The organism is Cytobacillus oceanisediminis (assembly GCF_004366035.1).
Taxonomy (GTDB): Bacteria; Bacillota; Bacilli; order Bacillales; family Cytobacillaceae; genus Cytobacillus; species Cytobacillus oceanisediminis_C.
On sequence record NZ_SOEE01000006.1, the window covers coordinates 167,878 to 194,224 of the forward strand.

The following is a 26,347-nucleotide window of genomic DNA, read 5'->3' on the forward strand; positions in this document are numbered from 1 at the left end:
GAAAATTCGTTATATTCGGCAGTCCGGTTAAATAGGGCCAAAACTAGCAGGAGAGCGCAATCCTCATGGAGTTTGGCGCACTTAAGCTTTGAAGCGGCGCAATTACAGCTTTTGAGGACAATTTCAATCAAGGAAAACGCGATCCTCATCCAGTTTGGCGCAATTCCCAGTAAAAAGAGCACAAACCCGATCTCAAAGCGCAAGTCCCCCTAAAAAAGCGCAATCAATCTCTAAATCAGCGCAATCTCCCTCAAAAGCTTAATCCCCTCAAAAAACAAAAAAAGCATCGTCTCCGATGCTCTTTCACAATTCCAATCGCACCCGCAGTGCCTTCACATAATTCCGGCTCACAGACAGAAGTTCTTCCCGGCCTTCCATCTCAAGCTGGTATGCCCCGTTGAACCAGGGAGTGAGTCGTGTGACATAATCCAGATTCACCAGATAGCTTTTATGAATCCGGAAAAAGCTGAAGGGAAGCAGCCGGCTCTCCAAATCTTTCAGCGGGGTTTTGGTTTCATGCTCACTAGTCCTGGTTATGATCCGGGATACCTTTTCATCCCGGTAAATATAGAGGATTTCTTTGGGATCCAGGTAGAGAATTTCCCCATCTTCCTCAACAGCCAGCTTGCCGGCCGGCTTGCTGATGTCGTTTTCTTTTTTGGCACCAATCAATTTTTCCACTCGCCTGATGGTCTGTTCGAGCTGCTCCTCGTCGTAGGGCTTCAGTAAATAATCGGTTGCCTCATAGCGGAAGGCTTCAGCAGCAAATTGCGGATAGGCAGTTGCAAAGATGATGAGCGGAACTTTTTTCAGCTCCTGCAGTGATTTGGCAGCTTCCATCCCGTTCATCTTGGGCATCTCCACATCAAGGAAAACGACGTCAGGCTGAAGCTGTAGGGCTTTCATTACGGCTGCTTCGCCCGATTCAGCCTCGCCGACAACTTGGATCGCAGGAAATTCCTCCAGTAAATGCTTTAATTCATCTCTGCTGTATCGTTCGTCATCAGCGATTAAGGTTCGGATCGTTTTTTCCATCAGTTTTTTCCTCCGTTTGCGGAATGGCGAAATGAATGTCAGTGCCGATGCCTGGAGTGCTGGCAATTTGCAGCGAAGCTTCCTCACCAAACATCATGGTCAGCCGGCGATTTACATTGTACAATGCAAGTCCGGAGCCCGATTCTGACTGCAGGGTTTCCTTGCCGAGCTGTTCGGCTCTTTCCCGGCTCATTCCCTGTCCATTATCCTTCACTTTTACTATCGTCATTCCGTCCTGTTTCTGAATTTTTATCATAATGATACAGTCCTGTTCCTTGTTCTTAATCCCATGCTTTACGGCATTTTCCACAATCGGCTGCAGAGTGAGCGGCGGGATTCTTTCCAAAAGGGCATCTTCATCAATGTCGTAAATGACTTCGAGCCGATCCACAAACCGGGTTTCTTCAATTGAAAGATAGGCCTTTACATGTCTGAGCTCCTGTTCAAGGGTCGTACAGCTGACTGTCGTGGCCGTCAGGTTTTGCCGCAGAAAATGAGATAAGGAAACGAGCAATTTCCTTGCCTGGGAAGGCTCGATCCGCACAAGGGAGATAATCGTATTTAATGAATTAAATAAAAAATGCGGTGATATTTGCGCCTGCAGCGCTTTAATCTCAGCTTCCTTTGCCAGCTGGTAGGCTTTATCAGCCTCAGCGATCTCAAGCTGATTGCTGAGCAGTACACTTAGTCCGGAAATCAGCTCCATCACGAGATTAGTCATTTCTTTTTCCGAAGTGAAGTAAAACTTCAGCGTTCCGATGGTTTCGCCGCGCAGTTTTAAAGGAGCGACAATGGCTGCGCCAAGAGGACAGTTTTCCTGCCGGCAGTGAATGGTCTGGTCATTGGCAACCATAATTTCCCCGTTCTGAATGACATCCCGCGTTATCTGGGTCTGGATAGGGCTTCCGGAACGGTGGTGGTCATTTCCAAGGCCGACATGGGCAAGGATTTCGGTGTGATTGGTGATTGCAACTGCTTTCATCTGAAGTTCCTTATGTAAAATCAGGCAGACTGCCAGAGCGGAATTATGATTAATGCCTTCACGAAGGTGTGCAAGCGTCTGGTCAGCAATCCGAAGTGTTTTCTGTGCATGAAAAGCTCCTGCTTTTTCTTCTTCGTTAATGACATTTTTTATAATCAGCAAAAATAAGGCACTGCCAAGACCATTTGCTATAATCATGGGAATTCCAATCATTTCGACTAGCGCAATCGCTTTTTCTATAGGCCGTGACATACCTAGAATAATCAGCATCTGCACGGCTTCAGCGGTAGCACCGATGAAGAATGCTGATGATAGCTTCACATGTTCATTTTTCCGGCGGAAAAAGCCGGCAAGGAGTCCCGCCACTATGGACGCCAAACCGCAGGCAATTCCGGTAAAGCCGCCAAGCGTAAATCGATGGAATCCTGCTATAATTCCTGCGCCGATTCCTACTTTAGGGCCGCCAAGCAATCCGGCAAGCACGACCCCGATCACCCTGGAATTGGCAATGGCTTCATCTGAAGCAAGCTCGGATGCCCAGCGGTTAAACTGAAGTGTATCCGTATTGAAGGCCAGCCCGGAATAGGTTCCAATGATGCCAAAGAAGCCGAAAAAAAGAATGGCTTTATACTCCTGCTGCCGTTTTAATCTTTCGCCATAAATCATCTCTCTGAAAAAGCGGAACCTTGTCAGAATCAGCGCAATGGTGACAATGATTCCAAGCCGCTCCAGCATCGTAATCAGCAGTTCCAGCATCCTCAGAACCCCTTTAACCAAGTTTGTTAACATTATTCTAATGGATTAAAGAGTAAATGAAAAATGACCCGTTTGAATTTTTCAAAAAAATGTACAGGCTTTTCCTGCATAATTGTCGAAAATTTATTGTATTAAAGGGGCAGGAGAATCTCTTTGATGCTTCTTTCTGATAGAAATGGAGCTGATAAAATGATCGAATATGCTGAGGATCTAGAAGGAATATCAGCAGAAATGCTGGAAGGTTTTTTTGATGGGTGGCCAAATCCGCCGACCCCTGAAAAACATCTGATGCTTCTAAAAAACAGCACGAAAATCGTGCTTGCCGTTGACCGTGATAAACATGCAGTGGCTGGGTTCATCACAGCAATCAGCGATGGAGTGCTATCAGCCTACATTCCGCTGCTTGAAGTACTGCCTGAATACCAGCAGCAGGGAATCGGACAAAAGCTGGTTACCCGCATGCTGGAGGAGCTGGACGGCATTTATATGATTGACATCATGTGCGACCCTGCCATGCAGAAGTATTATGAAAGATTCGGAATGATTAAATCTTCCGGGATGGTACAGCGGAATTATCAGAATCAATCAGGAAAGCAGTGATAGGGGATGCCGGAAGCTGAGTATCCCTTCTGCTTATCTCTAATAAGGAGGATTTTCTATGAAGTACACCCTCAATCAAATTACACCAGAAGAACTAATTGAAAACCGGATAAACCTAAAGGGCTTCCTTCAATCTCAAATCAGTCCCTTGATCGGCAGCAATTCCTGGATGCAGAACTGGGAACAGCTGGCCAAAAGATTTCAGCTATTTAAATTTGCAGCTTTGCCAGAAGCTGAGGCTCTTAAATACTGCTGGAATCCTGAGGAAATCAAAGCAACCGCAGAAGAAACGTGCAGAGAAGCTGAGAGACATCTTCACTTTGAAAGCCTAACCATAATAATCGTGCCTGCCCTTCCTTTCCCATGGTTTCAGAATGTAGATCAATCTTTGTGGACAAATGGCTATACAATAGGTCCTGATACCATTTTCCTTGCAATACCTCCTCAGCCGGACCCCGACTTTTTAAAATATATGCTTGCCCATGAGCTCCATCATGCTTCCCCTGAAAATCCGATCTACAATCTTACATTGGGAACCTTTACTCTTGCGGACTGGTACAAAATGGAGGGGGGCGCTGAGCATTTCAGTCTTTCACTTTACAAGGATAAACGCTGGTGGAAGCAGGAATTTACTGAGGAAATCGAGCAGAACTATATGGAAATTGCCCGGCAAAACCTGAATACAGCAGACGAATTTTTGAAAAGCAAAATCTGTTTTGGCAATAAAGAGATGGGCATCCCGATATTTGCCGGCTATACTTTTGCTTATAAAATGGCAAGGCATTATGCAGAGCAGGAGAAAATTGCGAGGTATCGGGATTTATATCAGGCAGACCCGCATGAAATATTCAATAGCTATATAATCAAGGGGGCCATTTAATTGGAGACAGAACTTCTGAATATATTTGATCATAACCGAAAACAAATCGGTGTCGCATCTCGTGAGGAGGTCCATAAACAAGGCCACTGGCATGAAACATTTCATTGCTGGTTCGTCAGCAGGGAAAAAGATCAGGATTATATTTATTTTCAATACCGCAGCAAGGAGAAGAAGGATTACCCTGGACTTTTGGACATAACTGCCGCTGGCCACCTTTTAAGCCATGAATCTGTCATGGACGGCATGAGGGAAGTGGAGGAAGAACTGGGGATTTATGTTAATTTTGCGGACTTGGTGCCACTGGGTGTCATTGATTACATCGCAGAGAAAGAAAATTTTATCGACAAAGAACTGGCCCACGTTTTCCTATATCACAGCAATTATTCCTTAGAAGAGTTTAGCCCGCAGCCTGAAGAGGTTACTGGGATTTACCGGATTGCATTGGAGGAGTTTTATGGATTGTGGTTTGGCGGAACAGAGCTCATTGAGGCAGAAGGATTCCAGGTGGATAATGGCATAAGAATCCCCAACTCCTTAGATGTAAGGAAAACGGATTTTGTCCCGCACCAGGATTACTATTATAAGCGTGTGCTGCATTCGATGCGTGAGCAGATAGTTCAATCAAAGGTATGATTGAAGGGAAGAGTTCAATGAGAAAGGTGTTCTTCATACTTTTTGCGCTTTTGCTGGCAGGGAGTTCACCATCATTTGCATCAAAATGGATTGAACTTAATCCTGAAAAGGTCAAATTCCGCTCACAAGTGATTGTGCTGGGAACATATAATTTTAAAAGTAAACAAAAATCAAGCAAGGGTATTTTTTATGGAAGACAGTTTCAAGTCGAAAAGGTATATAAAGGAGAAGCAGGAGAAATCATTACGGCAGGCATTGATAGTCACGATAATGGTTGGGCAGAGGAATTTCAGCAGGAGGGCGGCAAGTTCCTGTTATTTTTGGAGAAAACAAAGGAAGCCCGCTTTCTAGTTCCCGTCGCCGGTCCCAATGGAATGGTTCAAGTGCAGGCTGACAGGATTTTATCAGGAAATGAGGATTTTTATGGACAGATACTGAGTGGAGAAGGAAGAACACCCAGCCCTTCTAAATTAAATGAAGGAGGAGGAAATCTGCTTGAAGTCTTGCTGTTTTCCTTAACAGGCCTTGTCACTTCCCTGTTGATTATTAGGGTTTTAGCAAGTGAAAAGGCGAAATCTTATTAAGCGTGCCACATTTAGATTATAATAGAGAAATAACAACAAAAGAAAAGGCAGGATTCTTATGATTGTAAAAAATGAGGAAGAATTAGCAAAATTGAAGGAAATCGGCATAATTGTCGCGGAGATTCGCGATGCGATGATTGAAAGTACAAAGCCGGGAGTAACAACGAAGGAACTTGATGACTTTGCCGGAGAGCTTTTTGAAAAGCACGGAGCGATTTCAGGCCCTAAAGGAGAATACGATTTTCCAGGCTTCACATGCATAAGCGTGAATGAAGAGGTGGCCCATGGCATTCCGGGAAGCCGAGTGATTAAAGAGGGCGATCTTGTAAATATTGATGTTTCAGGATCAAAGGATGGCTTCTTCGCAGACACTGGCCTATCATTTGTCGTTGGTGAAGACGAGAAGCTGCAAAAATTATGTAATGCGGCTCAGGAGGCATTCGATGAAGGAGTAAAAAAATTAAAGCCGGGCGGCAAGCTGAGCCTTGTCGGAAAGACAGTTCACAAAGTTGCTAAAAACAATGGATTCAACGTTATCATGAATCTGACTGGACACGGTATCGGCCGCTCCCTTCATGAAAAGCCGGACCATATCCTGAACTATTTTGATCCATGGGATAAACAGCTGTTAAGAGAAGGCATGGTTGTCGCCTTCGAGCCTTTTATTTCAAGCGGAGATGAAGAAGTAAGGGAAATGAGCGACGGCTGGACGTTCGTTACACCTAACAAAAGCCATGTCGCCCAATGTGAACATACCATTGTCATCACAAAAGAAGGACCGATTATTTTAACGAAATAACCATGGACCAGGGGCATTGCATGTTCCTGGTTTTTATATAGTATTATGGTTGAAATTCCTTCCAAAAAACCTTCATTTAATATTGCTTGCGAAAATACACTTGAACAGTGCCTTCCATTCCGCTAAAATAATGAAAATTTCAAATTTTAACGTAATGAAAGAAATAAGCAGCTGCTTATCTCCCTGTTTTAGAGAGCTGATGCCCGGTGAAAACCAGCACATCGATAACAGTGAATTACCTTCTTGAACTTCTCTGTGAACAGGAGCAGCAGGGAACGGCACGGTCCGTTAATCCCCCGAGTGGAAGAGCAGTCTTCAAAAAGGGTGGTACCGCGTTTGCCACGTCCCTTACTTTAGGGGCGTGGTTTTTTGTATTCCGATAACAGGAAGGATGGGGAACATGGAAAATTAACAGCCCAGCAAAAACTCGAAACAGAGAGGCAGCTGGAGGTTTACCGCCGGTGTCCAGGAGTTCTGCCTGAAGCGGAGCTAAAGAATAAAATAGCCAAATCCATTATTCAAAACCAGCCTTTAAACATTAAGCTGGGTCCAGATCAGACCCTCTTCTGCACCCGGATGTCCATAGGTTGTGCTGAATAAATTAAAACAGTTCGAGGAGAACGGACATATCATCCAGCTGATTATTGGGGATTTCACCGGAAAAATGGGCGACCCGACAGGCAAATCGGGAGTCCGAAACCAGCTCACCGATGAAGAGGTGAAGCATAATGCCATACTTTGAGCAATTCAGCAAAGAGCTGGACATGGATAAGGTCGATCTTCACTATAACTCAGCATGGCTATCGGACCTCCAGTTCGAAGTCGTTATCCGATTGTCTGCCAGCATTACAGTTGCCCGCCTGCTGCTGGAACGCAATGACTTTTCAGAGCGCCTGTCCACGAATTTTTCTACCCACAGATTCAAAGGGCTATGACTCGGGGGTACTCGAAAGCGATATCGAGCTTGGCGGCAATAATCGGCACTTTAATGTCCTGATGGGACGCCATCTGCAGGAAGCATTTCCAAAAAAAAAGCAGGTGGTCATCCTGATGCAGCTCCTTGAAGGCCTGGAGGGCAAAGAGAAAATGTCCAATTAAAAAACAATTTTCGGCGATGTTCAGATGCTCTTAAAAATCACAGACGGATTAGTTCTTCAAGCAGGCACAAGAAAATTTGTGAAACTAAGGCTTAGCTCTGCAAAGCAGGCAAATCGCTTTTTCCTCCTGGCACTTTCAAGCTATGATAGAATAGACGAAATTTTTAAAGAAAAGCAGGTGGAGGAAATGAAAGCGATCATTCATGAAGGAAAAACTGGCGGCGCCGGATTATCTTATGGTGAACTGGAAAAGTCCGATCCGGGTAAAGGCGAGGTCAGGGTGAAATTAAAAACGGCAGGCTTGAACCATCGTGATTTATTTGTCCTGAATCGCCACAAGCCAGAAGATCCAGCGCTTGTCATCGGTTCAGACGGGGCGGGAATCATTGACGCAGTCGGAGAAGGGGTTACAGATGTAAAGCCAGGCGATGAAGTTCTCATCAATCCCGGACTGGGCTGGAAGGAAAAGAGTGATGCACCTCCGGCAGGCTTTGAAATCATCGGCTTGCCATTTCATGGCACATTTGCCGAATATATCATCATTCCGGCTGAAAACGCGGCACCCAAGCCGGCGTATTTAACCTGGGAGGAAGCGGGCGTTCTATCCCTGGCAGCACTAACCGCCTACAGAGCATTGTTCACAAGAGGAAAGCTTCAGTCAGGCATGAAGGTGTTCATTCCTGGTATTGGAGGGGGCGTTGCAACTTTCTTAATGCAATTCGCAAAAGCAGCGGGAGCAACCGTTTACGCAGCTTCCCGTTCGGAGGAAAAATGTCAGAGAGCACTTGAACTCGGTGCGGATAAAGCCCTGAACAGCAGAGAAGACTGGAATGGAGTGCTTGGCGGGGAGAAGGTGGATCTTGTCATTGAATCAGTTGGCCCCGCGACATTCAATAAATCGCTCGAAATCCTGCGTAATGGCGGCACCATAGTAACATTTGGCTCCTCCACAGGAGATCAGCTGGAACTAAATCTCCGCAGCCTATTTTATGCCCAGCAAAACCTGCTTGGCTCAACAATGGGCAGCGCGGAGGAATACCATGAAATGCTCCAGTTTATTGAAAAGCATCAAATCAGGCCGGTATTGGATCAGGCGCTTCCGCTGGAAGATTTCGAGCAAGCTTTTGACAGACTCGAAAACGCGGAACAATGGGGGAAGATTGCTTTTAAAATTAGTGTATAAAAACAGGGTGAGATTCTGCGAAAAGCAGTGTCTCACCCTGTTTCTTCCTGTCCAGCTACAGAGCCTGCCCCCTCGGGGTGTCGGGGTGGGCAAGTCTCTTCCGCTTTACTTACACATGTAAAAACTTCACACAAACCGGATCCGGAACCATAACATCAGATTGAAGTAATGAAAGCTTCCCGGTATTCTCATCACGGGAATACAAAACAATATTGCTGGAATTCTGGTTGGAACCAATCACAAATTTTTCGGTTGGATCCAGCACAAAGTCGCGCGGCCAGTTTCCTTCTGTGGAGGTATGTTCCACAAAGGCAAGCTCTCCATTATCCGGATTGACGGAGAACACCGCAATGCTGTCGTGTCCGCGGTTGCCGGCATAAATGAAGCGGCCGTCTGAAGCAATATGAATGGCGCTTCCCTGGTTATTTTCCGTAAAACCTTCCGGAATCGTTGAAATGGCCTGCTTTTGAACTAAGCTTCCATCCGCATGATACTGAAGCAAAAGAACTTCTGAACTAAACTCAGTCATCACATAGGCGTACCTTCCATTTGGATGGAACACAAGGTGTCTAGGACCGCTTCCAGGCTTTACAGACAGGATGCATTTTTCCTTCAGAATTCCATCATTCACTTCATACGTAATCACCTGATCCGTTCCCAGGTCAACTGCAACTAAATACTTTTCGTCGGGAGTAAGTCCTGCATAGTGAGTATGGGGTTTTTCCTGCCTGCTGTCAGGACCGGAACCACTATGTTCAATGACCGAAACAGCAGGGTTTAGAGAGCCGTCTTCATTTGTTAAGTAGGACTCCACAGTCCCTTTATGGTAGTTTGCACTGAAAACATTTCGTGCGGATGAATCCACACTGACATGGCAAGGGGGAGAGCCCTCTGCCACCTGGCTATTGATTTTCTCAAGTGAACCGCTGCTGATGTCCAAACGATATGCAGCTACTCCGCCGGATTCGCCTTCCTTAGCAACCGAGTATAAAAGTTGATTATCCTGGCTGATTGTTAAATAAGTGGGGTTATCCAGTTTCGCTGCCGTTTTCACATTGGAAATTCTGCCTGCTTCTGCATCCAGAACGAATGAATAAATCCCTTCACTTTCACCCTTTGTGTATGTTCCTATGTATCCTCTGTACTTGGCCATAACGAAGCCTCCTTTAAATACATTCTTCTGAAAATACTCTATCATACATCGCAGTTCAAACAAAAGGAAGAGGAATTTTACAATAGAAAAAGAATAGTAAAAAGGAATTTATATGAAAGGATGATTTTGTTGAACGCACCCCATTCGATTTTGTCAGTTTGGAAAAAATTTGATTGCTTTCCAATGGAGACCCTGACAAAAGCATGGTTTTACAATAAAGCCGGCATTAAAAAGCAGCGGGAGGTTTCCTTAATGAAGGAGCACCATGCTCAGTATGGCGTTACCGGAAACTGTTTTGACCTGGCGATCTGGCTCCTTCATGATTTTAAGCAGGCTGGAATCCATGCCTATCCGGTTGGCCACGAATTGAAAACACCTTCAGCCCATGCGGCAGTGGTGGCAGTGGATGAAGAGGGGCGCCGCTTTCTATGTGACCTGGGCGACCAATGGCTGCAGCCCATATTAATTGATCAAGAGGCAAGAGACTTTACGCCTGAAAAAGTAAGCGGATTTTTCCCGGCAGCAGATGTTCAGGTCTCATCTGAAGACGGACAGCTGGTAATTGCCTATCACCGGCCGAACGGGAAAATATCTCGGCAGAGTTATGATACGGATGCGGCAGACATGAACATTTTCCTGGCAGCAGCTGAGCGATCTCAAAACACTATTTATCCAAAGGCATTGCTGGAACAGCGGATTCTCTATAAAAACGAAACCGCCCATTGGGAATTTTATAATTGGAAAAGCTTCCTCAGTACAACAGAAGGCCTGTATCATGACGCCCCTATGGATACTATTGAAGAATGGGCAGCCAGGATTCATGATAAGACAGGGTATGAAAGGGAGTTTTTAATAGAGGCTTTGGGCTTCTACAAGAAGCTGGGAGGTTGAAAAACTGATGCGGGCTAGCATCTTTTTATCTGAATGTCACTCAAAAATTGGATTTCGCCTATAAACACAAAAAATCGCTAAATAACATCCCAAACTTCGCCAAAACGCCAGTAACTAAAGGAGCTGCCATGCATATAAAACTCTATCAATATCATATCCGACCCGAAAACGAACAGGAACTGCTGCTGATCCAGCAGAAAGCCGGTCAAATCTACCGGAAGTACATCGATGTTCATACAAAAATGTTAAAAAACATGATAGATGAGACAAAGTGGACAGAAATCAGTTTTTTTAAGTCGGTAGAAGACTATCAAAACAAGCTGCCGCTGATTAACAGCAATCCCGACATCCAGGAGCTTTACAGAAGGTTTGAATCTCTGCTGATCAGCGATATAGTGGAAGAGGATTATGAGGATTGGCTTTAAAACCATAGATAATGACTCTTCCTCTTGAGGAGATTCTCCTATTTATTTCCCATTCTGTCATTTTGAAGATATAGTAGGATATAATCGAAGCAAGACATAAGAGGGGGGATATACATACAGATGGAGCCTATTCAAAAAGTTTCAGCGTATCTTACTCAAAATGCGGAGGTATTATCCGAAGAGATTGTTGCAGAAATCGTAAGCCGGTTTGGTTTCGAAATTCCCAAACAGGAAATTGATGCGGCCGTTTCGATGTATGTTGAGTTTATAAATTATCTGGGAGCCATGATTGCGAACAGCGAAGATCGGGTTCCTGAAGGACTGGTCGAGTGGAGTAAAGGAAACGGCGAACGGGCTGCCTCCATTGGAGGAAAAATTTCCGATATTGTCACCCGATATCCGGACACCCGCATTGTTTTTACTGATAGATTACGTAATATAGGAATGGAATTTGAGTTAACAGCGGATGAAGTTATTTCAATTGTGAAAAAAGTAAACTACATACTCGACATCAGCATTAATGAAACCGTATTTGCTTTTGAACGGCACTCGGAGGAACAATTAAAGGAGACGCAATACCAGGTAAATGAACTGTCTGCTGCCATTGTACCGATTCAGGACAGCATTGCCATTCTACCGTTGATCGGCAGCATAGACTACGACAGAGCGCAAATCATTATTGAGAAAACAGTCCCGCGCGTAAGCCAGCTGGGAATTGAAACCTTAATTATCGACTTTTCCGGCACGGTAAATATAGATATTGAAATCGCCAAGCACATTTTTGATATCCGGAATATCCTTCTTCTGATCGGTGTCAACACCATTGCCACAGGTGTCAGACCGGATTTAGCCAAGAAAGCAGTTACCCTTGGCATCGACTTATCATCCCTTGAAGTATATTCAAACGTGCTGCAGGCAATTAGAAGTATTAAATAAATGAATTGGTTAAAGCTGCTGAAGCAGCTTCTTTTTATACAAAAAAATATTGTCGAACCCCCACTCACATGATAGTATTTAGATATTTTCAAATATATTAAATTCACAAAATCATAGATACTATCAAAAAGATTCGTATTGGAGGCTTTTGCATGACTGTTTTTACATCCGCCTATTTTACAATGACTGAACAGGAAGCCATTGAATATGCCAAATCCAGACTGAATTATTTTGCTCCAGATGCCGAATTGGACTGCAGGGAAATTGGCGATGGCAATTTAAACTATGTGTTCAAGCTGTCTGACCATAAACACAATAAGTCTCTGATTATCAAGCAGGCTGGACCTGTTGCCAGAATCTCTGATGAATTTAAGCTGTCTCCTGACCGTAACCGCATTGAATACGAGATTCTTGATCTGCAAAATAAACTTGCCCCAGGTTTTGTGCCAAAAGTTTTCAGCTACGATCCCATAATGAACTGTACCGCTATGGAGGATCTGTCTGATTACACTATTATGAGAACAGCCTTAATGCAGCATGAAAAATTCCCGCTGTTTGCTGACCATATCTCAACTTTCCTGGTAAATACCCTATTGCTTACTTCCGATGTCGTAATGGGGCATAAAGAAAAGAAAGAGCTGGTCCAAAAATTCATCAACCCGGAATTGTGTGAAATTTCAGAGGACCTCGTCTTCACCGAACCGTTTTACGATTGTCCGAGAAATGAAGTGTTTGAAGGTACCAGGGAATTTGTCAAAAAGGAAATTTGGGAAGATTCCAGGCTTCAGCTTGAAACTGCAAAGCTTAAATTCGAGTTTATGACCCATGCCCAGTCCCTGCTGCATGGTGATCTGCACACTGGCTCGATTTTTGTAAAAGAAGATTCTACTAAAATCATTGATCCCGAATTCGCATTCTGCGGCCCAGCCGGATACGATGTCGGAAACGTGATTGCCAACCTGATTTTTGCCTATGTGAACGCTAAATATACAATGGCAGATGGTGAAGAAAGACAGGTTCAGCTGGAATATCTCGAAAATACAATGGTAGATATTATCGACTTGTTCAAAAAGAAATTCATGCAGGCATGGGATGAAAAAGCAACAGAGCAAACAGCCCGTTATGAGGGGTTTAAAGAATATTATCTGGATACAGTCCTGCGTGACACAGCAGCTGTTACGGGACTTGAACTGTGCAGGAGGATTATTGGGCTGGCATCTGTAAAGGATATTACTTCCATTGAAGCATACAACAGCAGAGCTGCAGCGGAAAAGATTTGTCTGGCAGCCGGAAAAATGTTTATTATGGATAGGGAATCTTTTCAAACAGGTGAGGATTTTGTACATATTCTAAAAGACTGTGAAAAAAGATTCTAAAGGAGGCAGCACGATGGGAAAACCAGTGGATGTCATCCAGTCGGTCAGATTGGACGATGAAAACGACACGCTCATTCTATTAGATCAAACAGTTCTGCCGAATGAAAAGAACTATTTGCATTTGAAAGAATTAAAGGATATATGGGATGCAATCTATCATTTGAAGGTCCGAGGTGCACCTGCTATTGGAATAGCCGCGGCTTACGGTGTCTATTTGGGCGCAAAGCAATCAGCGGCAGTAAGCTATGAAGAACTTTATCTGGATTTTCAAAAGGCGAAGGAATATCTGGCATCATCACGGCCAACTGCAGTCAATCTGTTTTGGGCGCTCGACCGCATGGAAGCCCGTTTCCAGAAGGAAGAAGGCAAAGCTGCAGTTGAAATAAAGCAGGCACTGAAAGTGGAAGCAGAAAAAATACGCGCTGAGGATGAAAAGGTTTGCGAGTCGATTGGACAGCACGCGCTTTCCGTTCTTGAGCCTGGATGGGGCATTCTGACGCACTGTAATGCCGGTACAATTGCGACCGCTAAATATGGGACAGCTCTTGCTCCGATTTATTTAGGGCAGGAAAAGGGATATGATTTTAAAGTATACGCCGATGAAACCCGCCCGCTTCTGCAGGGGGCCCGCCTGACTGCATGGGAGCTCGGGGAAGCAGGTGTCGATGTTACGCTGATCTGCGATAATATGGCCAGCATTGTCATGAAAGAAGGCAAGGTTCAAGCGGTACTTGTCGGCTGTGACCGTGTGGCAGCCAATGGGGATGCAGCCAATAAGATTGGAACATCGGGCGTTGCGATTCTCGCAAAACATTATAATATACCTTTCTATGTTTGTGCCCCGCTGTCAACAATCGATCTCGCATGCAAAACAGGGGAAGATATCCATATTGAATTAAGAGATTCAGAAGAGATTACTTCTAAATGGTATGAAAAGACGATGGCGCCGGAAGGCGTGAAAACCTATAATCCCGCATTCGATGTAACAGATCATGAACTGATCACAGGCATAATAACGGAGAACGGCATAGCTTATGCACCGTTCACTGAAAGTCTGTCTAAAATGTTTAAATAGGAAGAATACCGCCTCCTGGCCAAGTGGTCAGGAGGCATTTTCATGAATACACTTCTATTCTTCATATCTTTAAAGCGTTTAACTAGGAAAATATCCCTGAATTAGATGAAATTGGAGTGTAATTTAACTCTTTGCATCAACCAAAGGTACTATTTTATTTGGGGGAATTCTTTTATTTATAGAAAATTTACGGAGAAAACAACGTGTGAATAGTAGAAACTATTTGTAAACCCTCCAAAATGCCTGATACTTTTTGAGAAACTATGTTTCTGTGCCTGATTCCAAAGTCTGATAATTAAATAATTTAGCATATTGTTAGAGTCTGAATATTTTAAATATACTTTAATTACAACAAGAAACGACAGGAAAAATAAAGAATCGAGAGGAGAAAAAGGATGAAGAAAAAAAGGGCATTAGGAGCAGCACTTCTAAGTATGACTATGGGTTTATCAGTTTTCACAGCGGGGGCATTTGCAAAGGAGCCAGAGACTCAAAACGAAACCTACCGGGTATTGATCCAGGGACCGTCAAACGCTAAAGCTTCTGTAAATTCACAGGTAGACAAGCGCTGGGATTTTGGCAGCGATGGCATGACTGCAGAAGTCAATGCAAAGCAATATCAGGCACTGCTGAAAAATAAGAACTTAAAGATTGAAAAGGTAAGCGAAGTTACTCTTGAAACTGCCAGAACGGAAGCGTCCAAGAAGGATTCTGTTTCTATTCAGGCAGCAGGATACCCTAGTGATCAGACACCATGGGGAATTGCTTCCATCTATAATAACAGCAGCATTACGAGTACATCAGGCGGAAGCGGCATTAAGGTTGCTGTTCTTGATACAGGCGTTTATACAAGTCATATCGACCTCGAAGGCTCTGCAGAGCAATGTAAGGATTTCACTCAATCCAGCCCGATTGTAAATGGCTCATGTACTGATCGTCAGGGACATGGTACACATGTAGCTGGGACGGTTTTAGCACATGGGGGATACGACGGCCAGGGAATTTATGGAGTCGCGCCTCAGGCGAAATTATGGGCGTACAAAGTTCTTGGCGATAATGGTTCAGGCTACTCAGATGATATAGCAGCAGCAATCCGCCACGTTGCGGACGAAGCATCCCGAACAGGATCAAAAGTGGTCATCAATATGTCACTTGGTTCAAGCGGAAAAGATTCATTAATCAGCAGTGCGGTTGATTATGCCTACAGCAAAGGTGTCCTTGTTGTTGCTGCAGCAGGAAACTCCGGCTACAGCGCTAATACAATCGGCTATCCTGGAGCATTAAAGAATGCGATTGCGGTTGCAGCCCTTGAAAACGTTCAGCAAAACGGTACATACCGTGTAGCCAACTTCTCGTCCCGAGGAAACCCTAACACTGACGGTGATTATGTCATTCAGGAAAAAGACGTGGAAGTGTCTGCACCGGGAGCAAGCATTGAGTCTACTTGGTATAACGGAGGCTATAACACGATCAGCGGAACATCTATGGCTACACCTCACGTAGCTGGTCTTGCAGCAAAAATTTGGTCATCCAGCCCATCCATGAGCCATACTCAGCTTCGCACCGAGCTTCAAAACCGTGCCAAGCAATATGACATTAAAGGCGGATACGGAGCAGCAGCTGGTGATGACTATGCATCAGGCTTTGGATATCCACGCGTGAAATAAGCAAGCAGCATCATACCCCGAAAAACCGTCCGATCCTCTGATCGGGCGGTTTTCTTTTAAGTAGAATGAATTAGCGCAAATTACAAAATATTTCCGCGGAAATGATCATATTTTAGCGAAAGATGAAAACTTATAAAAATTGCTGATGCAAATCACTTTTGAATATACAATAAGGAGTGGATATGAATAGGAAGGGAGCTGACAGCCATGGCTGTTCAATATACATATATAAGCGATCGGGAAGCAAAGGAACTGATCTGCGAAATCGGCAAAAGAGTGTACAATAAAAGCTTCGTTGCAGCAAATGACGGAAATATCTCCATTAAGGTGGGCGACCATGAACTATGGACAACACCAACCGGAGTAAGCAAAGGATTTATGAACCCTGAAATGATGGTCAAAATGGACCTTTCAGGCAATGTGCTTGAGGGCAATCTGAAACCTTCATCCGAAGTAAAGATGCACCTCAGAGTGTATCAGGAAAACCCTGAAGCAAAGGCAGTTGTCCATGCTCATCCGCCTGTCACCACTTCGTTTGCCATAGCCGGAATCAGCCTGGAAAAACCTGTATCACCGGAAGCGATAGTCCTGCTTGGCAAAGTGCCGGTTGCCCAGTATGCCACACCGGGCACACAGGAAGTTCCTGATTCAATTGCCCCATACTGCAGGGATTACAATGCTGTTCTTCTTGCCAACCATGGCGCCCTAACCTGGGGCAGGGACATCACAGAGGCCTATTTTCGAATGGAATCCCTGGAACACTATGCACTCATGCTGATGTATTCCGATCACATCATGCACAAGTCAAACGAACTAAGTACAGGACAAATTGCAGAGCTGATCTCAATCCGTGAGAAAATGGGCATTAAAACAGGCGGAATACCGGTTCCTGGCATTGATAAAAAAATCCGGACAGCCCCCGGCCTGCAGGAAGAAATGATTGAAAGCATTGTTCAAAAAGTAACAGAAGAAGTCTTGAAAAACGTTTTAAAATAGCCAAAAGGGAATAGCTGCTAGGGTAAAGCAATATTGTATAATTTCAACCTTTTAACGAAACCTATCTTGAATAACTTATTGAAACGTGAGGAGAGATTCCGATGAAACTGCTGGTCATTGGCGGGGTGGCTGCGAGTATGTCTGCCGCATCGAAATTAAGGAGAATGGACGAAAAAGCTGAAATTTCCGTCTACGAAAAAGGCCAATTTTTATCTTACGGTGCCTGCGGTCTTCCTTATTATATATCAGGAGAAAATGATGATTACCGGAAAATGATCGCAAGAACACAGGAGCAATTTTCTGAGAGGAACATCAAAACACATCTTCAGCATGAAGTATTAAAAGTGGATACACACAAGAAGGAGGTAACTGTTAAAGACCTTGCCTCAGGAGAAATGTTTACGGATACATACGATAAGCTGATGATCGGTACAGGCACGTTTCCCATCATGCCTCCATTTCCTGGAGCCGATCTTGAGAATGTTCAGGTGCTTAAAACAATGGAAGATGGGATGGTATTAAAAGAAATTTCCCGCAAATCAGAAGTGAAAGATGTGGTCATTGTCGGCGGAGGCTATATTGGAATCGAAGTGGTCGAAGCAATGAAAACCCTTGGCAAAAATGTTCGTGTCATTGAAATGGGGGAGAGAATCCTAGCTCCTTTCGATAAGGAAATAACAGATATCGCTGAAAAAGAAATTCGTGATCATGGTGTAGAACTTAACCTGGGAGAAAAGGTAGAGAGCTTCAGCGGCAATGGAAAAGTGGAGAGTGTCAAAACCGATAAAGGAACTTATAAAGCAGATTTAGTTCTTGTTGCTGTAGGTGTAAAACCCGCTACAAAGTTTCTGGAAGGTTCGGGTATAGAGCTGGCGGAAAATGGAGCTATCATCATTGACCGTGAAATGCGGACAAATATTGAAGGTGTTTTTGCAGCGGGGGACTGCTCTCAGGTTTATCACAAAGTGCTTGAAGAAAATGATTATATCCCGTTAGGAACAAACGCGAATAAATGCGGCCGCCTGGCTGGGGCCAATATAGCCGGGAGCCATGAAAAATATGTGGGAACTCTGGGAAGCGCCGCGATTAAAATTTTTAATATGGAGCTCGGAAGAACGGGACTTTCCGAGGAGGATGCAAAAAAGCTTGGCGTCAGCTATACAACTGAATTTGTGAAAGCCACAGATCATCCGGGCTATTACCCGAATCAGACCCCTATCTGGATCAAGCTGATCTGTGAAAAAGGAACAAACCGAATCCTCGGAGCCCACGCCATCGGCAATAAAGGGGTGGTCCTGCGAATCGATGTATTTGCCGTTGCCATCCATAATCATATGGCAGCAGAAGAACTTGGCATGGTGGATCTTTGTTATGCCCCGCCTTTTGCGGGTGTCTGGGATGCTGTCCATATCGCATGCAACGCAGCGAAAAAATAGATTAAAGTCAGCGGAAACGCTGGCTTTTTATTTTTTTTAGGAGGTTTTTGTAAGAAGTTGTTGAATATTGTCCATTTAAAATCCCTTTTATGGAGGCTGAAATGTTTACAAGAATCGATACAGTCTTTCTGCAGGTAACTGATTTTGGAAAAGCCATTGATTGGTACAGCACAGTGCTTGGTTTCCCGGTAAGATGGAGGGATGACCGGGGAGGGTATGCAGCTTTGGAAGTCGGGGAAACACCTTTAACACTTGTCCGTTCTGAAAAAGTAATTCCTTCCTCCCATTTGCCATTTAACTTTTATGTTTCCGAAATTGATGAAGCACATCAGCATCTGGCAGGGCATAAGGTGAAAGCAGGTCCAATCCAGGATGATGGAACGGTAAAGTGGTTTGAGTTTGAAGATCCTGACGGCAATAAGCTGGGCGTATGCCATTTTAAAGAATAAGGAAAAAAGCTGCCACACTTTAGGGCAGCTTTTAAAGTTATGAATAAGAATCCTTCGCAAGCTTGGGATGGCGGTTCATCGCTCCGAGCAGAATCAGCCCGCTCAGGATGAGGAGTAAGCTTGTGACTACGAACACTGCGGAAAAACCCAGATAGCCGGAGATCAAACCGCCGATGACCGGTCCGATGATGTTGCCGAAAAAGCGGAGGCTAGTGTTGTAGCCAAGCACCTCACCTTGCATGGCAACCGGGGCTTCCTGGCGGATATAAGCGATCCGGACAGGGATGATGCCGCCGATAGTTATTCCAAGCGCAAAGCGAACAAGAACAAGCTGCCACATGTTTGAGACAAATCCTCCCGGCAGATAAAACACGCCTGCGAGGAAGAGGAGAATAACCAATGTTTTTATATATCCATGCTGGTCCCCGATTTTCCCCCATTGCCTGGCCATCAGCAGATTGCCAAGCCCTGCAGCCGAAAAGGCAATTCCCGCAAAGAACGCCAGATTTTCCGGTCCATGCAATTCACTGACATATAAAGATAATATAGGCTGGATGCTGAAGTGTGCGATTTGAACAAGCGTTGAAATCAGCATAACTGTCAGCAGGACGGGATTGCCGGTAATATGCTGGATGACTGCCTTGCTTGAATAACGTGTTTTCTCGCCCTTTTTTGTTTGAACTTTGTGTTCTTTTGTAAAAAAGACCAGAAAGGCAGAAATAAAGATGGCGATGGAGGTCCATTTAAAGGTATCTGAAAATCCGAATAAATCAGCTAGGACTCCGCCGAGAAGCGGGCCCATCAATGAACCTGTAATGCTTCCGGTCTGCAGTGTCCCCATCACCCTGCCGGCAATTTCCTTCGGAGTCTGCGTGGAAATAAACGCCTGGGACATTCCGATGAAGCCGGTAAAAACCCCCGTAAACAGCCTGAGAAAAAACAGCTGCCAGACGTTTGTCACATACCCCATCAGGAATATGGATATGCCCATCCCGATTCCGGACAGTATCAATATTTTCCTGCGCCCAAAAAGGTCCCCGATTCTTCCCCATACAGGTGAAAAAAGAAATGCAGTCACAAATGTGATCGCAAATGTCCACCCTGACCAATGCTGTACATAGGTTGGTGAGTGGTCGCCAAAACTTTCTATATATAACGAAATAAAGGGAAGCACCATCGTCATGCTGCCTGCTACAAAGAAATTGGCAAACCACATGATCATTAAATTTCTTTTCGTCTGTTTTATCATAGAAACACTTCTTTCCGGCAAACATTTCGTTTCCCTAAATATATAATACTAAAAATTTCAAAAAAGAGGAAGAGTTATGCTATCACTCTAGTTTTTATATAGCCTGTTAACGATGATAAAAACAGCTTTTTTATAGGACAATCGTTTTTTCTATGACATTTTTACCAGAGTCCGTGAAAAAAACATTGTCTTATAACAGTATTTATTCTATAATTCCTAATAGGAAAAAGATTCAGAATATATATTAAAAAGGGGGAAGTTGTTTGGAAGCTTTTGTTAATCAGCTAAACGGCATTTTATGGAGTACACCTGTTATTTACACCTGTTTGGCAATAGGTTTATTCTTCTCTGTCTTAACTCGATTTTTACAGATCCGCCATGTCAAGGATATGGTACTGCTCATGTTTAAAGGGAAAAGTTCCGCAGCGGGCGTTTCATCTTTCCAGGCCTTATCTATTGCTCTTTCCGGCCGTGTAGGAACTGGTAACATCGCAGGTACTGCCACTGCCATCGCAATGGGTGGACCTGGTGCTGTATTCTGGATGTGGACCATCGCTTTTATCGGAGCAGGCAGTGCATTTGTTGAATCAACGCTGGCACAGATTTACAAAGTGAAAAAAGACGGGCTATACCGAGGCGGTCCGGCCTATTATATTGAAAAGGGAATCGGAATTAAATGGTTTGCCGTCCTTTTCGCTATATCTGCATTGCTGGCAATGGCACTTTTAATGCCTGGCATCCAGTCAAACTCGATCGCTCTTGGAATGGAAAATGCGTTTGGCATTGATAAAACAGTAACAGGCCTTGTCATTATCGCTTTACTTGCGCTGATTATTTTCGGCGGTGTTAAGCGTATTGCTAATGTGGCTCAATATGCTGTACCATTTATGGCTGTGGGTTATATTTTAGTAGCTTTAATTATTATTGGCATGAACATTGGCGAACTGCCTGGTGTTATTTCGTTAATTTTCAGCAGTGCCTTTGGTGCAGATTCCATGTTTGGCGGAATTATAGGAAGCGCGATCGCGTGGGGAGTTAAGCGTGGTATCTATTCAAACGAAGCAGGTCAGGGTACAGGCCCGCATGCTGCTGCAGCTGCTGAGGTTTCCCATCCGGCAAAGCAAGGTCTTGTGCAGGCATTCTCTGTATACATTGATACACTATTCGTATGTTCCGCAACTGCTTTCATGATTCTATTTACAGGCATGTTCAATACAGTTGGCGCTGATGGAAAGACTCCAATTGTAGAAAATCTTCCTGGAGTGGAAGCCGGCCCTGGTTTCACACAGGCTGCAGTTGAATCTGCACTTCCTGGTTTTGGTGCCGGATTTGTTGCTGTTTCTCTGTTCTTCTTCGCTTTTACAACAATTATGGCTTACTATTATATAGCTGAAACAAATGTAGCTTACTTAATTAATGGCAAGAACAGTAAGCTGGCTATTTTTATACTGAAAGTTGTCTTGCTTGCTGCAACATTCTATGGTGCTGTTAAAACAGCAGGCCTTGCGTGGGCACTTGGAGACGTTGGGTTGGGGCTGATGGTTTGGCTGAACTTAATTGCCATCGTGATATTGAGAAAACCGGCCCTGATTGCCCTCAAAGATTACGAAGCCCAGAAGAAACAAGGGCTTGATCCAGTATTCAATTCCAAGAAGCTTGGCATTAAAAATGCGGAGTATTGGGAAGAAGAATACAAGCCGCAGGAAGAAAAAGTATCTTAATAGAAGATAAGAGATGTCCGGCTGAAGCCGGGCATTTTTTTTGTAGAGATATGATAGGTATTATTTTTTGAGGCGGATAACTGTTTCGCCCAGCGCCTGCCCCCTCAGGGTCACAAGCATGTCTAGTTGCGGTTCTTAGGGGTGGGCGAGGTGCTTCAGATTTTCTTGATTTTACAATCTTTAAACTTCTTTTACAATTTTCAGGTTATTTCTTAGCATTCTCTTAATATTCATCTTTTAGTATTGTACTTGGGCTTGATACATAAATACGATGCAAACATTATTAAATAATATGAAGAGGTGCTTAGGATGACTGAATTGAATCGCCGCAAGTTTTTAACATATGTGGGTACAGGTGTGGGAGCTTTGACAGTAGCTTCGACAGGTTTGGGGGCAATGGTTCCAAAAGCGGAAGCTAAGGGTGTTGAGGCAGCCTCCCATTTATTCGGATTCCAGAAGAAAATCTCTGGTTTGAATTTTAAGCCGATTGGCCCGACAGATAAAGACGACCTTGTTTTGCCGCGTGGATACAAATACGATGTTGTGGCAGCCTATGGAGATGTCATTAACAAAAAAGGCGATACATTCGGGTTTAACAATGACTTTACATTATATTTTCCAATTGATAAGGACAAGCGTGGCCTCTTATGGGTGAATCATGAATATTCAAGCGATCTTTTTGTTCATGGTATAAGGCCGGCAAATGGCAAGTATACGGCAGCGCAAATTCAGAAAATGCTATATAACCAGGGAGGATCGATTATCGAGGTATACCGTGATAAAGAAGGTACCTGGAAAATGGACACGGATTCCAAATATGCGCGCCGTATTACAGGCTTGACTCCGTTCCAGCTTACAGGTCCTGCTAAAGGTTCAAAAGCAGTGGGCGGTGCAACGAATGTACAGGGGACTTTTGCCAATTGTTCTGGGGGCATGACATTGTGGGGTACGGTTTTATCAGCTGAGGAGAATTTCGAATCAACCTCAAAGGATGCAGGATTAAATGAAACACATTATGGCTGGATTGTGGAAATTGATCCGTTTGATCCTAATTTCAAGCCACGCAAGCACACCGCCCTTGGTCGCTTCAACCATGAAAATGCAGCAGTCGGCCTGACCAATGACAATCGGGCTGTGGTTTATATGGGTGATGATAAGAAAGATGCATGCGTGTATAAGTTCATCAGCAAAAATAAATATGTAAAATCCCGCGGGAAAGCCAACGCAGACCTTCTTGAAGAAGGGACACTTTATGTGGCCAATATGGGCAGCGGAAAATGGGTGCCATTAACTATCGAAAATGTGCAGAAAGCTGTCAAGGGGAATGCAGATCTTTTAAAGAAATTCCAAACACAGGCCGATGTGACTGTTCACTGCCATGAAGCAGCTCTTCTTGTTGGCGGAACACCTACTGACCGACCAGAAGATGTGGAAATAAGCCCGTTCGATAAAACGGTATTCATTGCCCACACCAACAATGATAAACATGGCAACTTCCACGGCCATATTACTAGATTCATCGAAGAGGGAGATGACTTGGGTGCACTGACTTTTGATTTTGAAATCTTCGCAGCCGGCGGAAAACAGAGCGGCTTCAGTGCACCTGATAATCTAACTTTCGATAGCCTTGGCAATCTATGGACGGTAACAGATATGTCATCTAGCAAGCTGAATACAGGAATCTACACGCATTTTGCCAATAATGGCATGTTCGTCATCCCGACTATCGGAAAAAATACCGGCGAAGCCTTTCAGTTTGCTTCAGCTCCCGTAGAAGCAGAACTAACTGGACCATCCTTTACACCAAATGAAACAACCCTGTTCCTGTCCATTCAGCATCCGGGAGAAGAGACGGAAGACCTGAACAAATTGACAAGCAAATGGCCGCACCGCAAGGGAGATACGATGCCGCGCCCGGGAGTTGTGGCAATTACAGGCTTCAAATACTAGGAGGTTATCATGCTATCAAATATCGGGATACCAGGATTAATTATTGTTCTAGTGCTGGCGCTGATCATTTTCGGCCCAGCCAAGCTTCCTGAAATCGGCAGGGCATTCGGCACAACCCTGAAAGAATTCAAGAAATCCACACGCGAACTTGTTTCAGACGAACAGCCGGAAGAAAAGAAAAAAGAATTGCTATAAGAATGAATAGGGAAGGGAGAGATATCTTCCTTCCTTTTATAGTGAGGTGATTAATATGAATAATGAGGCAGTAAATGTCCTCCAGCATTTTGAAGAGCTTCGGAAGAGGCTGATGATTATAGCGGCTGTCTTTATAGCGTTCTTGGCAATATCCTTTATTTTTGTCAGCGATATTTACCAGTGGCTGGTTAGGGATCTGGACTTTAAATTGGCTGTTCTCGGTCCTTCTGAGATTCTATGGGTCTATTTTATGCTTGCGTCTGTTGTCGCCATTGCAGCCGCCATCCCGGTGGCTGCCCATCAAATCTGGCTGTTCGTCCGCCCGGCGCTTACCGGAATGGAGAAAAAGGTGGCTTTATCCTATATTCCCGCGTTATTTTTCCTGTTTATTACCGGTATAGCATTCGGATATTTCATTCTTTTGCCGCTGGTTCTGAATTTTTTAATGGCCTTATCCGGAGATATGTTCACCGCTTTTTTTACAACGGAAAAATACTTTCAATTCGTGCTGCATTTAACACTGCCATTCGGCTTTCTGTTCGAGCTTCCGGTTGTGATTATGTTCTTGACCAGCCTTGGCATCCTCAATCCCTATTCGCTGCAGAGGATAAGGAAGTATGCCTATTTCGTGCTGATTGTGGTTGCGATTTTAGTTACACCGCCTGATTTTATTTCAGATATATTGGTCACATTGCCTCTCCTGCTGCTGTACGAGGCGAGTGTGAGCCTGTCCAAAATCATTTATACCCGAAAGCAGAAAAAGCAGGCTGTTTTGCAGTAACTTTAAATTAAAATCAAAACAGAAAAAAGCTTGGACTGTAAATGTCCAAGCTTTTCTATTATTCTCTTACTTTACACGCGGGAAGCCAAAGCCTGATGCATAATCGTCACCCGCTGCAGCTCCTGTTCCGCCAAGAATATCATTTTGCTTGGCCCGATTCTGAAGCTCGGTGCGAAGCTGGGTGTGGCTCATGGATGGATTCTGAGCCCAGATCTTAGCAGCTAATCCGGATACATGAGGAGTAGCCATGGATGTGCCGCTGATTGTGCTGTAGCTGCCATCATACCATGTGGATTCAATTGCTCTGCCTGGTGCAGACAGCTCGACATCACGCTCCTGGATCAGGTAGTCGCCATCAGTAGCAGGGTTGCCCCTTGATGAAAAATCTGCAACACGGTATGAACCATTTTGCTGAACATTTTCCAGAGCAGCCACTGCAACAGCATTCACCAATGCGCCAGGATAGCCAATCGTGTTATCGCCAGGACCATCATTTCCGGCAGCAGCCACTACCAGGACACCTTTGCTGTAGGCGTAATCAACTGCGTCTGCAATCAATGTGCTCTTAGAGCTTGAGCCTAATGACATGGAAATGACCACTTTAGATCCTGTGCGGACCGCTTCATCGGCCGCATGCTTTATAGCACCGGCTATGTCATCAGAATACCCTGATCCTCTGTCATTTAACACCTTATATGCCCAGAGATCTGCTTCTGGAGCTACCCCATAAACACCTTGTCCGTTAGCACCGCCATGAGCCAGTACAGTACCTGCAACATGTGTGCCGTGTCCGTTCTTATCCCCGCAGCTTCCGTCAATTAAAGGGGTCTTTCTTTGAGTAAAGTCCTTACACTGTTCAGCTTGTCCGGCAAGATCAGCATGTGCTGTATTTACCCCTGTGTCCAGCACGGCAACCTTTACCCCGTTTCCGCCTGAAGTGCTTTGGATGGAGCTATCATTATAAATGGCCTCAATTCCCCAAGGTGTACCGTCTGCCGGAGCTGATGCAGCCCCCGATCCAGGTTTTGCAGCGGTCACAGGTGAGTTCTTCACTTCTTCAACTTTATCAATCTTTAAGTTTTTATTTTTTAAAAGTGCCTGATACTGTTTAGCATTAACCGTAGTAGTAAAACCATTCTGGCCAAAATCCCATCGTACTCCATAGTTCGATTTTGCCTTTGCCTTTTCTGCGCTTGGGCCCTGAATGACGACCCGATAGGTTTCATTGCTCTCAACCTGCTGACCGAACGCTCCTGACGCAAATACAGATAGTCCCATGGCTGCACTTAGTATTGCTGACCCAATGACTCTTTTTTTCTTCATCCAAAATCTCCTCTCAGAATATGTATGGTTACAGCTAAAAAGCTGTGACTCTATTATATTTACAAAATTCAGAATAATTAAACTGGTCTTTTGTACTATTTTACTAAATTAAAAGAATTTTAACTTTTAAGGAAAATATTTCAATTCATAAATTGGATATAAATGGAGTTACTTG

The 26,347-nt window shown here is 44.3% G+C and carries 24 protein-coding genes, 1 pseudogene and 1 other annotated feature; of the genes and pseudogenes, 20 read left to right on the forward strand and 5 right to left on the reverse strand.

Features of this window, described 5'->3' with window-relative positions:
• Positions 1–303 precede the first annotated feature (303 nt).
• Together DFO72_RS16370 and DFO72_RS16375 are read right to left on the reverse strand one after the other, a co-directional pair.
• Positions 304–1,035: a LytR/AlgR family response regulator transcription factor gene (locus DFO72_RS16370; protein WP_113883022.1), complete on the reverse strand. Its 732-nt coding sequence runs from the start codon at positions 1,033–1,035 to the stop codon at positions 304–306.
• Complete coding sequence (locus DFO72_RS16375; protein WP_113883023.1) at positions 1,004–2,773, reverse strand: sensor histidine kinase; 1,770 nt, start codon at positions 2,771–2,773, stop codon at positions 1,004–1,006. The genes DFO72_RS16370 and DFO72_RS16375 overlap by 32 nt, the downstream gene beginning before the upstream one ends.
• Before the next feature lie 156 nt (positions 2,774–2,929).
• On the opposite strand from DFO72_RS16375, the gene DFO72_RS16380 reads away from it, so the two are divergent.
• The 7 genes and pseudogenes from DFO72_RS16380 (at position 2,930) to DFO72_RS16410 (ending at position 8,549) form a co-directional block, all read left to right on the forward strand.
• A complete protein-coding gene (locus tag DFO72_RS16380; protein WP_243856199.1) occupies positions 2,930–3,373 on the forward strand; it encodes a GNAT family N-acetyltransferase in 444 nt (147 codons plus the stop codon).
• A 58-nt stretch (positions 3,374–3,431) separates the two neighbouring features.
• Positions 3,432–4,253: a DUF2268 domain-containing putative Zn-dependent protease gene (locus DFO72_RS16385; RefSeq protein ID WP_113883024.1), complete on the forward strand. Its 822-nt coding sequence runs from the start codon at positions 3,432–3,434 to the stop codon at positions 4,251–4,253.
• Complete coding sequence (locus DFO72_RS16390; protein WP_113883025.1) at positions 4,254–4,886, forward strand: NUDIX hydrolase; 633 nt, start codon at positions 4,254–4,256, stop codon at positions 4,884–4,886.
• A 17-nt stretch (positions 4,887–4,903) separates the two neighbouring features.
• Positions 4,904–5,470 (forward strand): hypothetical protein, encoded by a 567-nt coding sequence (locus tag DFO72_RS16395; protein WP_243856186.1) that lies wholly within the window; start codon positions 4,904–4,906, stop codon positions 5,468–5,470.
• Positions 5,471–5,528: 58 nt separating this feature from the next.
• A complete protein-coding gene (map, locus tag DFO72_RS16400; RefSeq protein ID WP_113883027.1) occupies positions 5,529–6,269 on the forward strand; it encodes a type I methionyl aminopeptidase in 741 nt (246 codons plus the stop codon).
• A gap of 145 nt (positions 6,270–6,414) precedes the next feature.
• Positions 6,415–6,621: a binding site (T-box leader), on the forward strand.
• Between the two features lie 17 nt (positions 6,622–6,638).
• A pseudogene (gene tyrS / locus DFO72_RS16405) lies at positions 6,639–7,361 on the forward strand (tyrosine--tRNA ligase); the annotation flags it as partial.
• A 192-nt stretch (positions 7,362–7,553) separates the two neighbouring features.
• Positions 7,554–8,549 (forward strand): zinc-binding dehydrogenase, encoded by a 996-nt coding sequence (locus DFO72_RS16410; RefSeq protein WP_113883229.1) that lies wholly within the window; start codon positions 7,554–7,556, stop codon positions 8,547–8,549.
• A gap of 109 nt (positions 8,550–8,658) precedes the next feature.
• On the opposite strand, the gene DFO72_RS16415 is transcribed toward DFO72_RS16410, so the two are convergent.
• Positions 8,659–9,702, reverse strand: a complete 1,044-nt coding sequence (locus DFO72_RS16415; protein WP_113883029.1) for a lactonase family protein — start codon at positions 9,700–9,702, stop codon at positions 8,659–8,661.
• Between the two features lie 126 nt (positions 9,703–9,828).
• Here DFO72_RS16415 and DFO72_RS16420 point away from each other — a divergent pair, with 126 nt between their 5' ends.
• The 9 genes from DFO72_RS16420 to DFO72_RS16460 all read left to right on the forward strand — a co-directional run bounded on the left by DFO72_RS16420 (position 9,829) and on the right by DFO72_RS16460 (position 18,953).
• Positions 9,829–10,593 (forward strand): hypothetical protein, encoded by a 765-nt coding sequence (locus tag DFO72_RS16420; protein ID WP_113883230.1) that lies wholly within the window; start codon positions 9,829–9,831, stop codon positions 10,591–10,593.
• A gap of 128 nt (positions 10,594–10,721) precedes the next feature.
• Positions 10,722–11,018 (forward strand): hypothetical protein, encoded by a 297-nt coding sequence (locus DFO72_RS16425; RefSeq protein WP_113883030.1) that lies wholly within the window; start codon positions 10,722–10,724, stop codon positions 11,016–11,018.
• 120 nt (positions 11,019–11,138) lie between these two features.
• Positions 11,139–11,954 carry an STAS domain-containing protein gene (locus tag DFO72_RS16430; protein WP_113883031.1) on the forward strand — a complete coding sequence of 272 codons (816 nt, stop codon included), beginning with the start codon at positions 11,139–11,141 and terminating at the stop codon, positions 11,952–11,954.
• A 152-nt stretch (positions 11,955–12,106) separates the two neighbouring features.
• Positions 12,107–13,330 carry an S-methyl-5-thioribose kinase gene (gene mtnK / locus DFO72_RS16435; RefSeq protein WP_113883032.1) on the forward strand — a complete coding sequence of 408 codons (1,224 nt, stop codon included), beginning with the start codon at positions 12,107–12,109 and terminating at the stop codon, positions 13,328–13,330.
• A 13-nt stretch (positions 13,331–13,343) separates the two neighbouring features.
• Entirely contained in the window at positions 13,344–14,405 is a 1,062-nt protein-coding gene (mtnA, locus tag DFO72_RS16440; RefSeq protein WP_113883033.1) for an S-methyl-5-thioribose-1-phosphate isomerase, read from the forward strand.
• 395 nt (positions 14,406–14,800) lie between these two features.
• Positions 14,801–16,072, forward strand: coding sequence for a S8 family peptidase (locus DFO72_RS16445; protein WP_113883034.1), 1,272 nt, complete (start codon positions 14,801–14,803; stop codon positions 16,070–16,072).
• Positions 16,073–16,279: 207 nt separating this feature from the next.
• Positions 16,280–17,068, forward strand: coding sequence for a class II aldolase/adducin family protein (locus tag DFO72_RS16450; RefSeq protein ID WP_113883035.1), 789 nt, complete (start codon positions 16,280–16,282; stop codon positions 17,066–17,068).
• Between the two features lie 101 nt (positions 17,069–17,169).
• Entirely contained in the window at positions 17,170–18,504 is a 1,335-nt protein-coding gene (locus DFO72_RS16455) for a CoA-disulfide reductase (protein WP_113883036.1), read from the forward strand.
• Positions 18,505–18,605: 101 nt separating this feature from the next.
• Positions 18,606–18,953, forward strand: coding sequence for a VOC family protein (locus DFO72_RS16460; protein ID WP_243856188.1), 348 nt, complete (start codon positions 18,606–18,608; stop codon positions 18,951–18,953).
• 37 nt (positions 18,954–18,990) lie between these two features.
• Here DFO72_RS16460 and DFO72_RS16465 read toward each other — a convergent pair whose 3' ends face one another.
• Positions 18,991–20,202: an MFS transporter gene (locus DFO72_RS16465; RefSeq protein WP_113883038.1), complete on the reverse strand. Its 1,212-nt coding sequence runs from the start codon at positions 20,200–20,202 to the stop codon at positions 18,991–18,993.
• Positions 20,203–20,465: 263 nt separating this feature from the next.
• Here DFO72_RS16465 and DFO72_RS16470 point away from each other — a divergent pair, with 263 nt between their 5' ends.
• From DFO72_RS16470 to tatC, 4 genes are all read left to right on the forward strand, one after another.
• Complete coding sequence (locus DFO72_RS16470) at positions 20,466–21,923, forward strand: alanine/glycine:cation symporter family protein (protein ID WP_113883039.1); 1,458 nt, start codon at positions 20,466–20,468, stop codon at positions 21,921–21,923.
• 309 nt (positions 21,924–22,232) lie between these two features.
• Positions 22,233–23,873 (forward strand): PhoX family protein, encoded by a 1,641-nt coding sequence (locus DFO72_RS16475; protein ID WP_113883040.1) that lies wholly within the window; start codon positions 22,233–22,235, stop codon positions 23,871–23,873.
• 9 nt (positions 23,874–23,882) lie between these two features.
• The gene (locus DFO72_RS16480; RefSeq protein WP_113883041.1) at positions 23,883–24,068 is read left to right on the forward strand and encodes a twin-arginine translocase TatA/TatE family subunit; all 186 of its coding nucleotides are present in this window, start codon (positions 23,883–23,885) and stop codon (positions 24,066–24,068) included.
• 55 nt (positions 24,069–24,123) lie between these two features.
• Entirely contained in the window at positions 24,124–24,849 is a 726-nt protein-coding gene (tatC, locus tag DFO72_RS16485) for a twin-arginine translocase subunit TatC (RefSeq protein WP_113883042.1), read from the forward strand.
• 66 nt (positions 24,850–24,915) lie between these two features.
• Here the strand turns inward: tatC and DFO72_RS16490 are convergent, their stop codons facing one another.
• Entirely contained in the window at positions 24,916–26,172 is a 1,257-nt protein-coding gene (locus tag DFO72_RS16490) for a S8 family peptidase (protein ID WP_113883043.1), read from the reverse strand.
• Between the last annotated feature and the right edge of the window lie 175 nt (positions 26,173–26,347).

What these genes read in the sequence shown, in the direction of transcription:
- DFO72_RS16370 (WP_113883022.1), bottom strand. Translation starts at nt 1,035, where the DNA reads ATGGAAAAAACGATCCGAACCTTAATCGCTGATGACGAACGATACAGC.
- DFO72_RS16375 (WP_113883023.1), bottom strand. Translation starts at nt 2,773, where the DNA reads ATGCTGGAACTGCTGATTACGATGCTGGAGCGGCTTGGAATCATTGTC.
- DFO72_RS16380 (WP_243856199.1), top strand. Translation starts at nt 2,930, where the DNA reads ATGCTTCTTTCTGATAGAAATGGAGCTGATAAAATGATCGAATATGCT.
- DFO72_RS16385 (WP_113883024.1), top strand. Translation starts at nt 3,432, where the DNA reads ATGAAGTACACCCTCAATCAAATTACACCAGAAGAACTAATTGAAAAC.
- DFO72_RS16395 (WP_243856186.1), top strand. Translation starts at nt 4,904, where the DNA reads ATGAGAAAGGTGTTCTTCATACTTTTTGCGCTTTTGCTGGCAGGGAGT.
- map (WP_113883027.1), top strand. Translation starts at nt 5,529, where the DNA reads ATGATTGTAAAAAATGAGGAAGAATTAGCAAAATTGAAGGAAATCGGC.
- DFO72_RS16410 (WP_113883229.1), top strand. Translation starts at nt 7,554, where the DNA reads ATGAAAGCGATCATTCATGAAGGAAAAACTGGCGGCGCCGGATTATCT.
- DFO72_RS16415 (WP_113883029.1), bottom strand. Translation starts at nt 9,702, where the DNA reads ATGGCCAAGTACAGAGGATACATAGGAACATACACAAAGGGTGAAAGT.
- DFO72_RS16425 (WP_113883030.1), top strand. Translation starts at nt 10,722, where the DNA reads ATGCATATAAAACTCTATCAATATCATATCCGACCCGAAAACGAACAG.
- DFO72_RS16430 (WP_113883031.1), top strand. Translation starts at nt 11,139, where the DNA reads ATGGAGCCTATTCAAAAAGTTTCAGCGTATCTTACTCAAAATGCGGAG.
- mtnK (WP_113883032.1), top strand. Translation starts at nt 12,107, where the DNA reads ATGACTGTTTTTACATCCGCCTATTTTACAATGACTGAACAGGAAGCC.
- mtnA (WP_113883033.1), top strand. Translation starts at nt 13,344, where the DNA reads ATGGGAAAACCAGTGGATGTCATCCAGTCGGTCAGATTGGACGATGAA.
- DFO72_RS16445 (WP_113883034.1), top strand. Translation starts at nt 14,801, where the DNA reads ATGAAGAAAAAAAGGGCATTAGGAGCAGCACTTCTAAGTATGACTATG.
- DFO72_RS16450 (WP_113883035.1), top strand. Translation starts at nt 16,280, where the DNA reads ATGGCTGTTCAATATACATATATAAGCGATCGGGAAGCAAAGGAACTG.
- DFO72_RS16455 (WP_113883036.1), top strand. Translation starts at nt 17,170, where the DNA reads ATGAAACTGCTGGTCATTGGCGGGGTGGCTGCGAGTATGTCTGCCGCA.
- DFO72_RS16460 (WP_243856188.1), top strand. Translation starts at nt 18,606, where the DNA reads ATGTTTACAAGAATCGATACAGTCTTTCTGCAGGTAACTGATTTTGGA.
- DFO72_RS16465 (WP_113883038.1), bottom strand. Translation starts at nt 20,202, where the DNA reads ATGATAAAACAGACGAAAAGAAATTTAATGATCATGTGGTTTGCCAAT.
- DFO72_RS16475 (WP_113883040.1), top strand. Translation starts at nt 22,233, where the DNA reads ATGACTGAATTGAATCGCCGCAAGTTTTTAACATATGTGGGTACAGGT.
- DFO72_RS16480 (WP_113883041.1), top strand. Translation starts at nt 23,883, where the DNA reads ATGCTATCAAATATCGGGATACCAGGATTAATTATTGTTCTAGTGCTG.
- tatC (WP_113883042.1), top strand. Translation starts at nt 24,124, where the DNA reads ATGAATAATGAGGCAGTAAATGTCCTCCAGCATTTTGAAGAGCTTCGG.
- DFO72_RS16490 (WP_113883043.1), bottom strand. Translation starts at nt 26,172, where the DNA reads ATGAAGAAAAAAAGAGTCATTGGGTCAGCAATACTAAGTGCAGCCATG.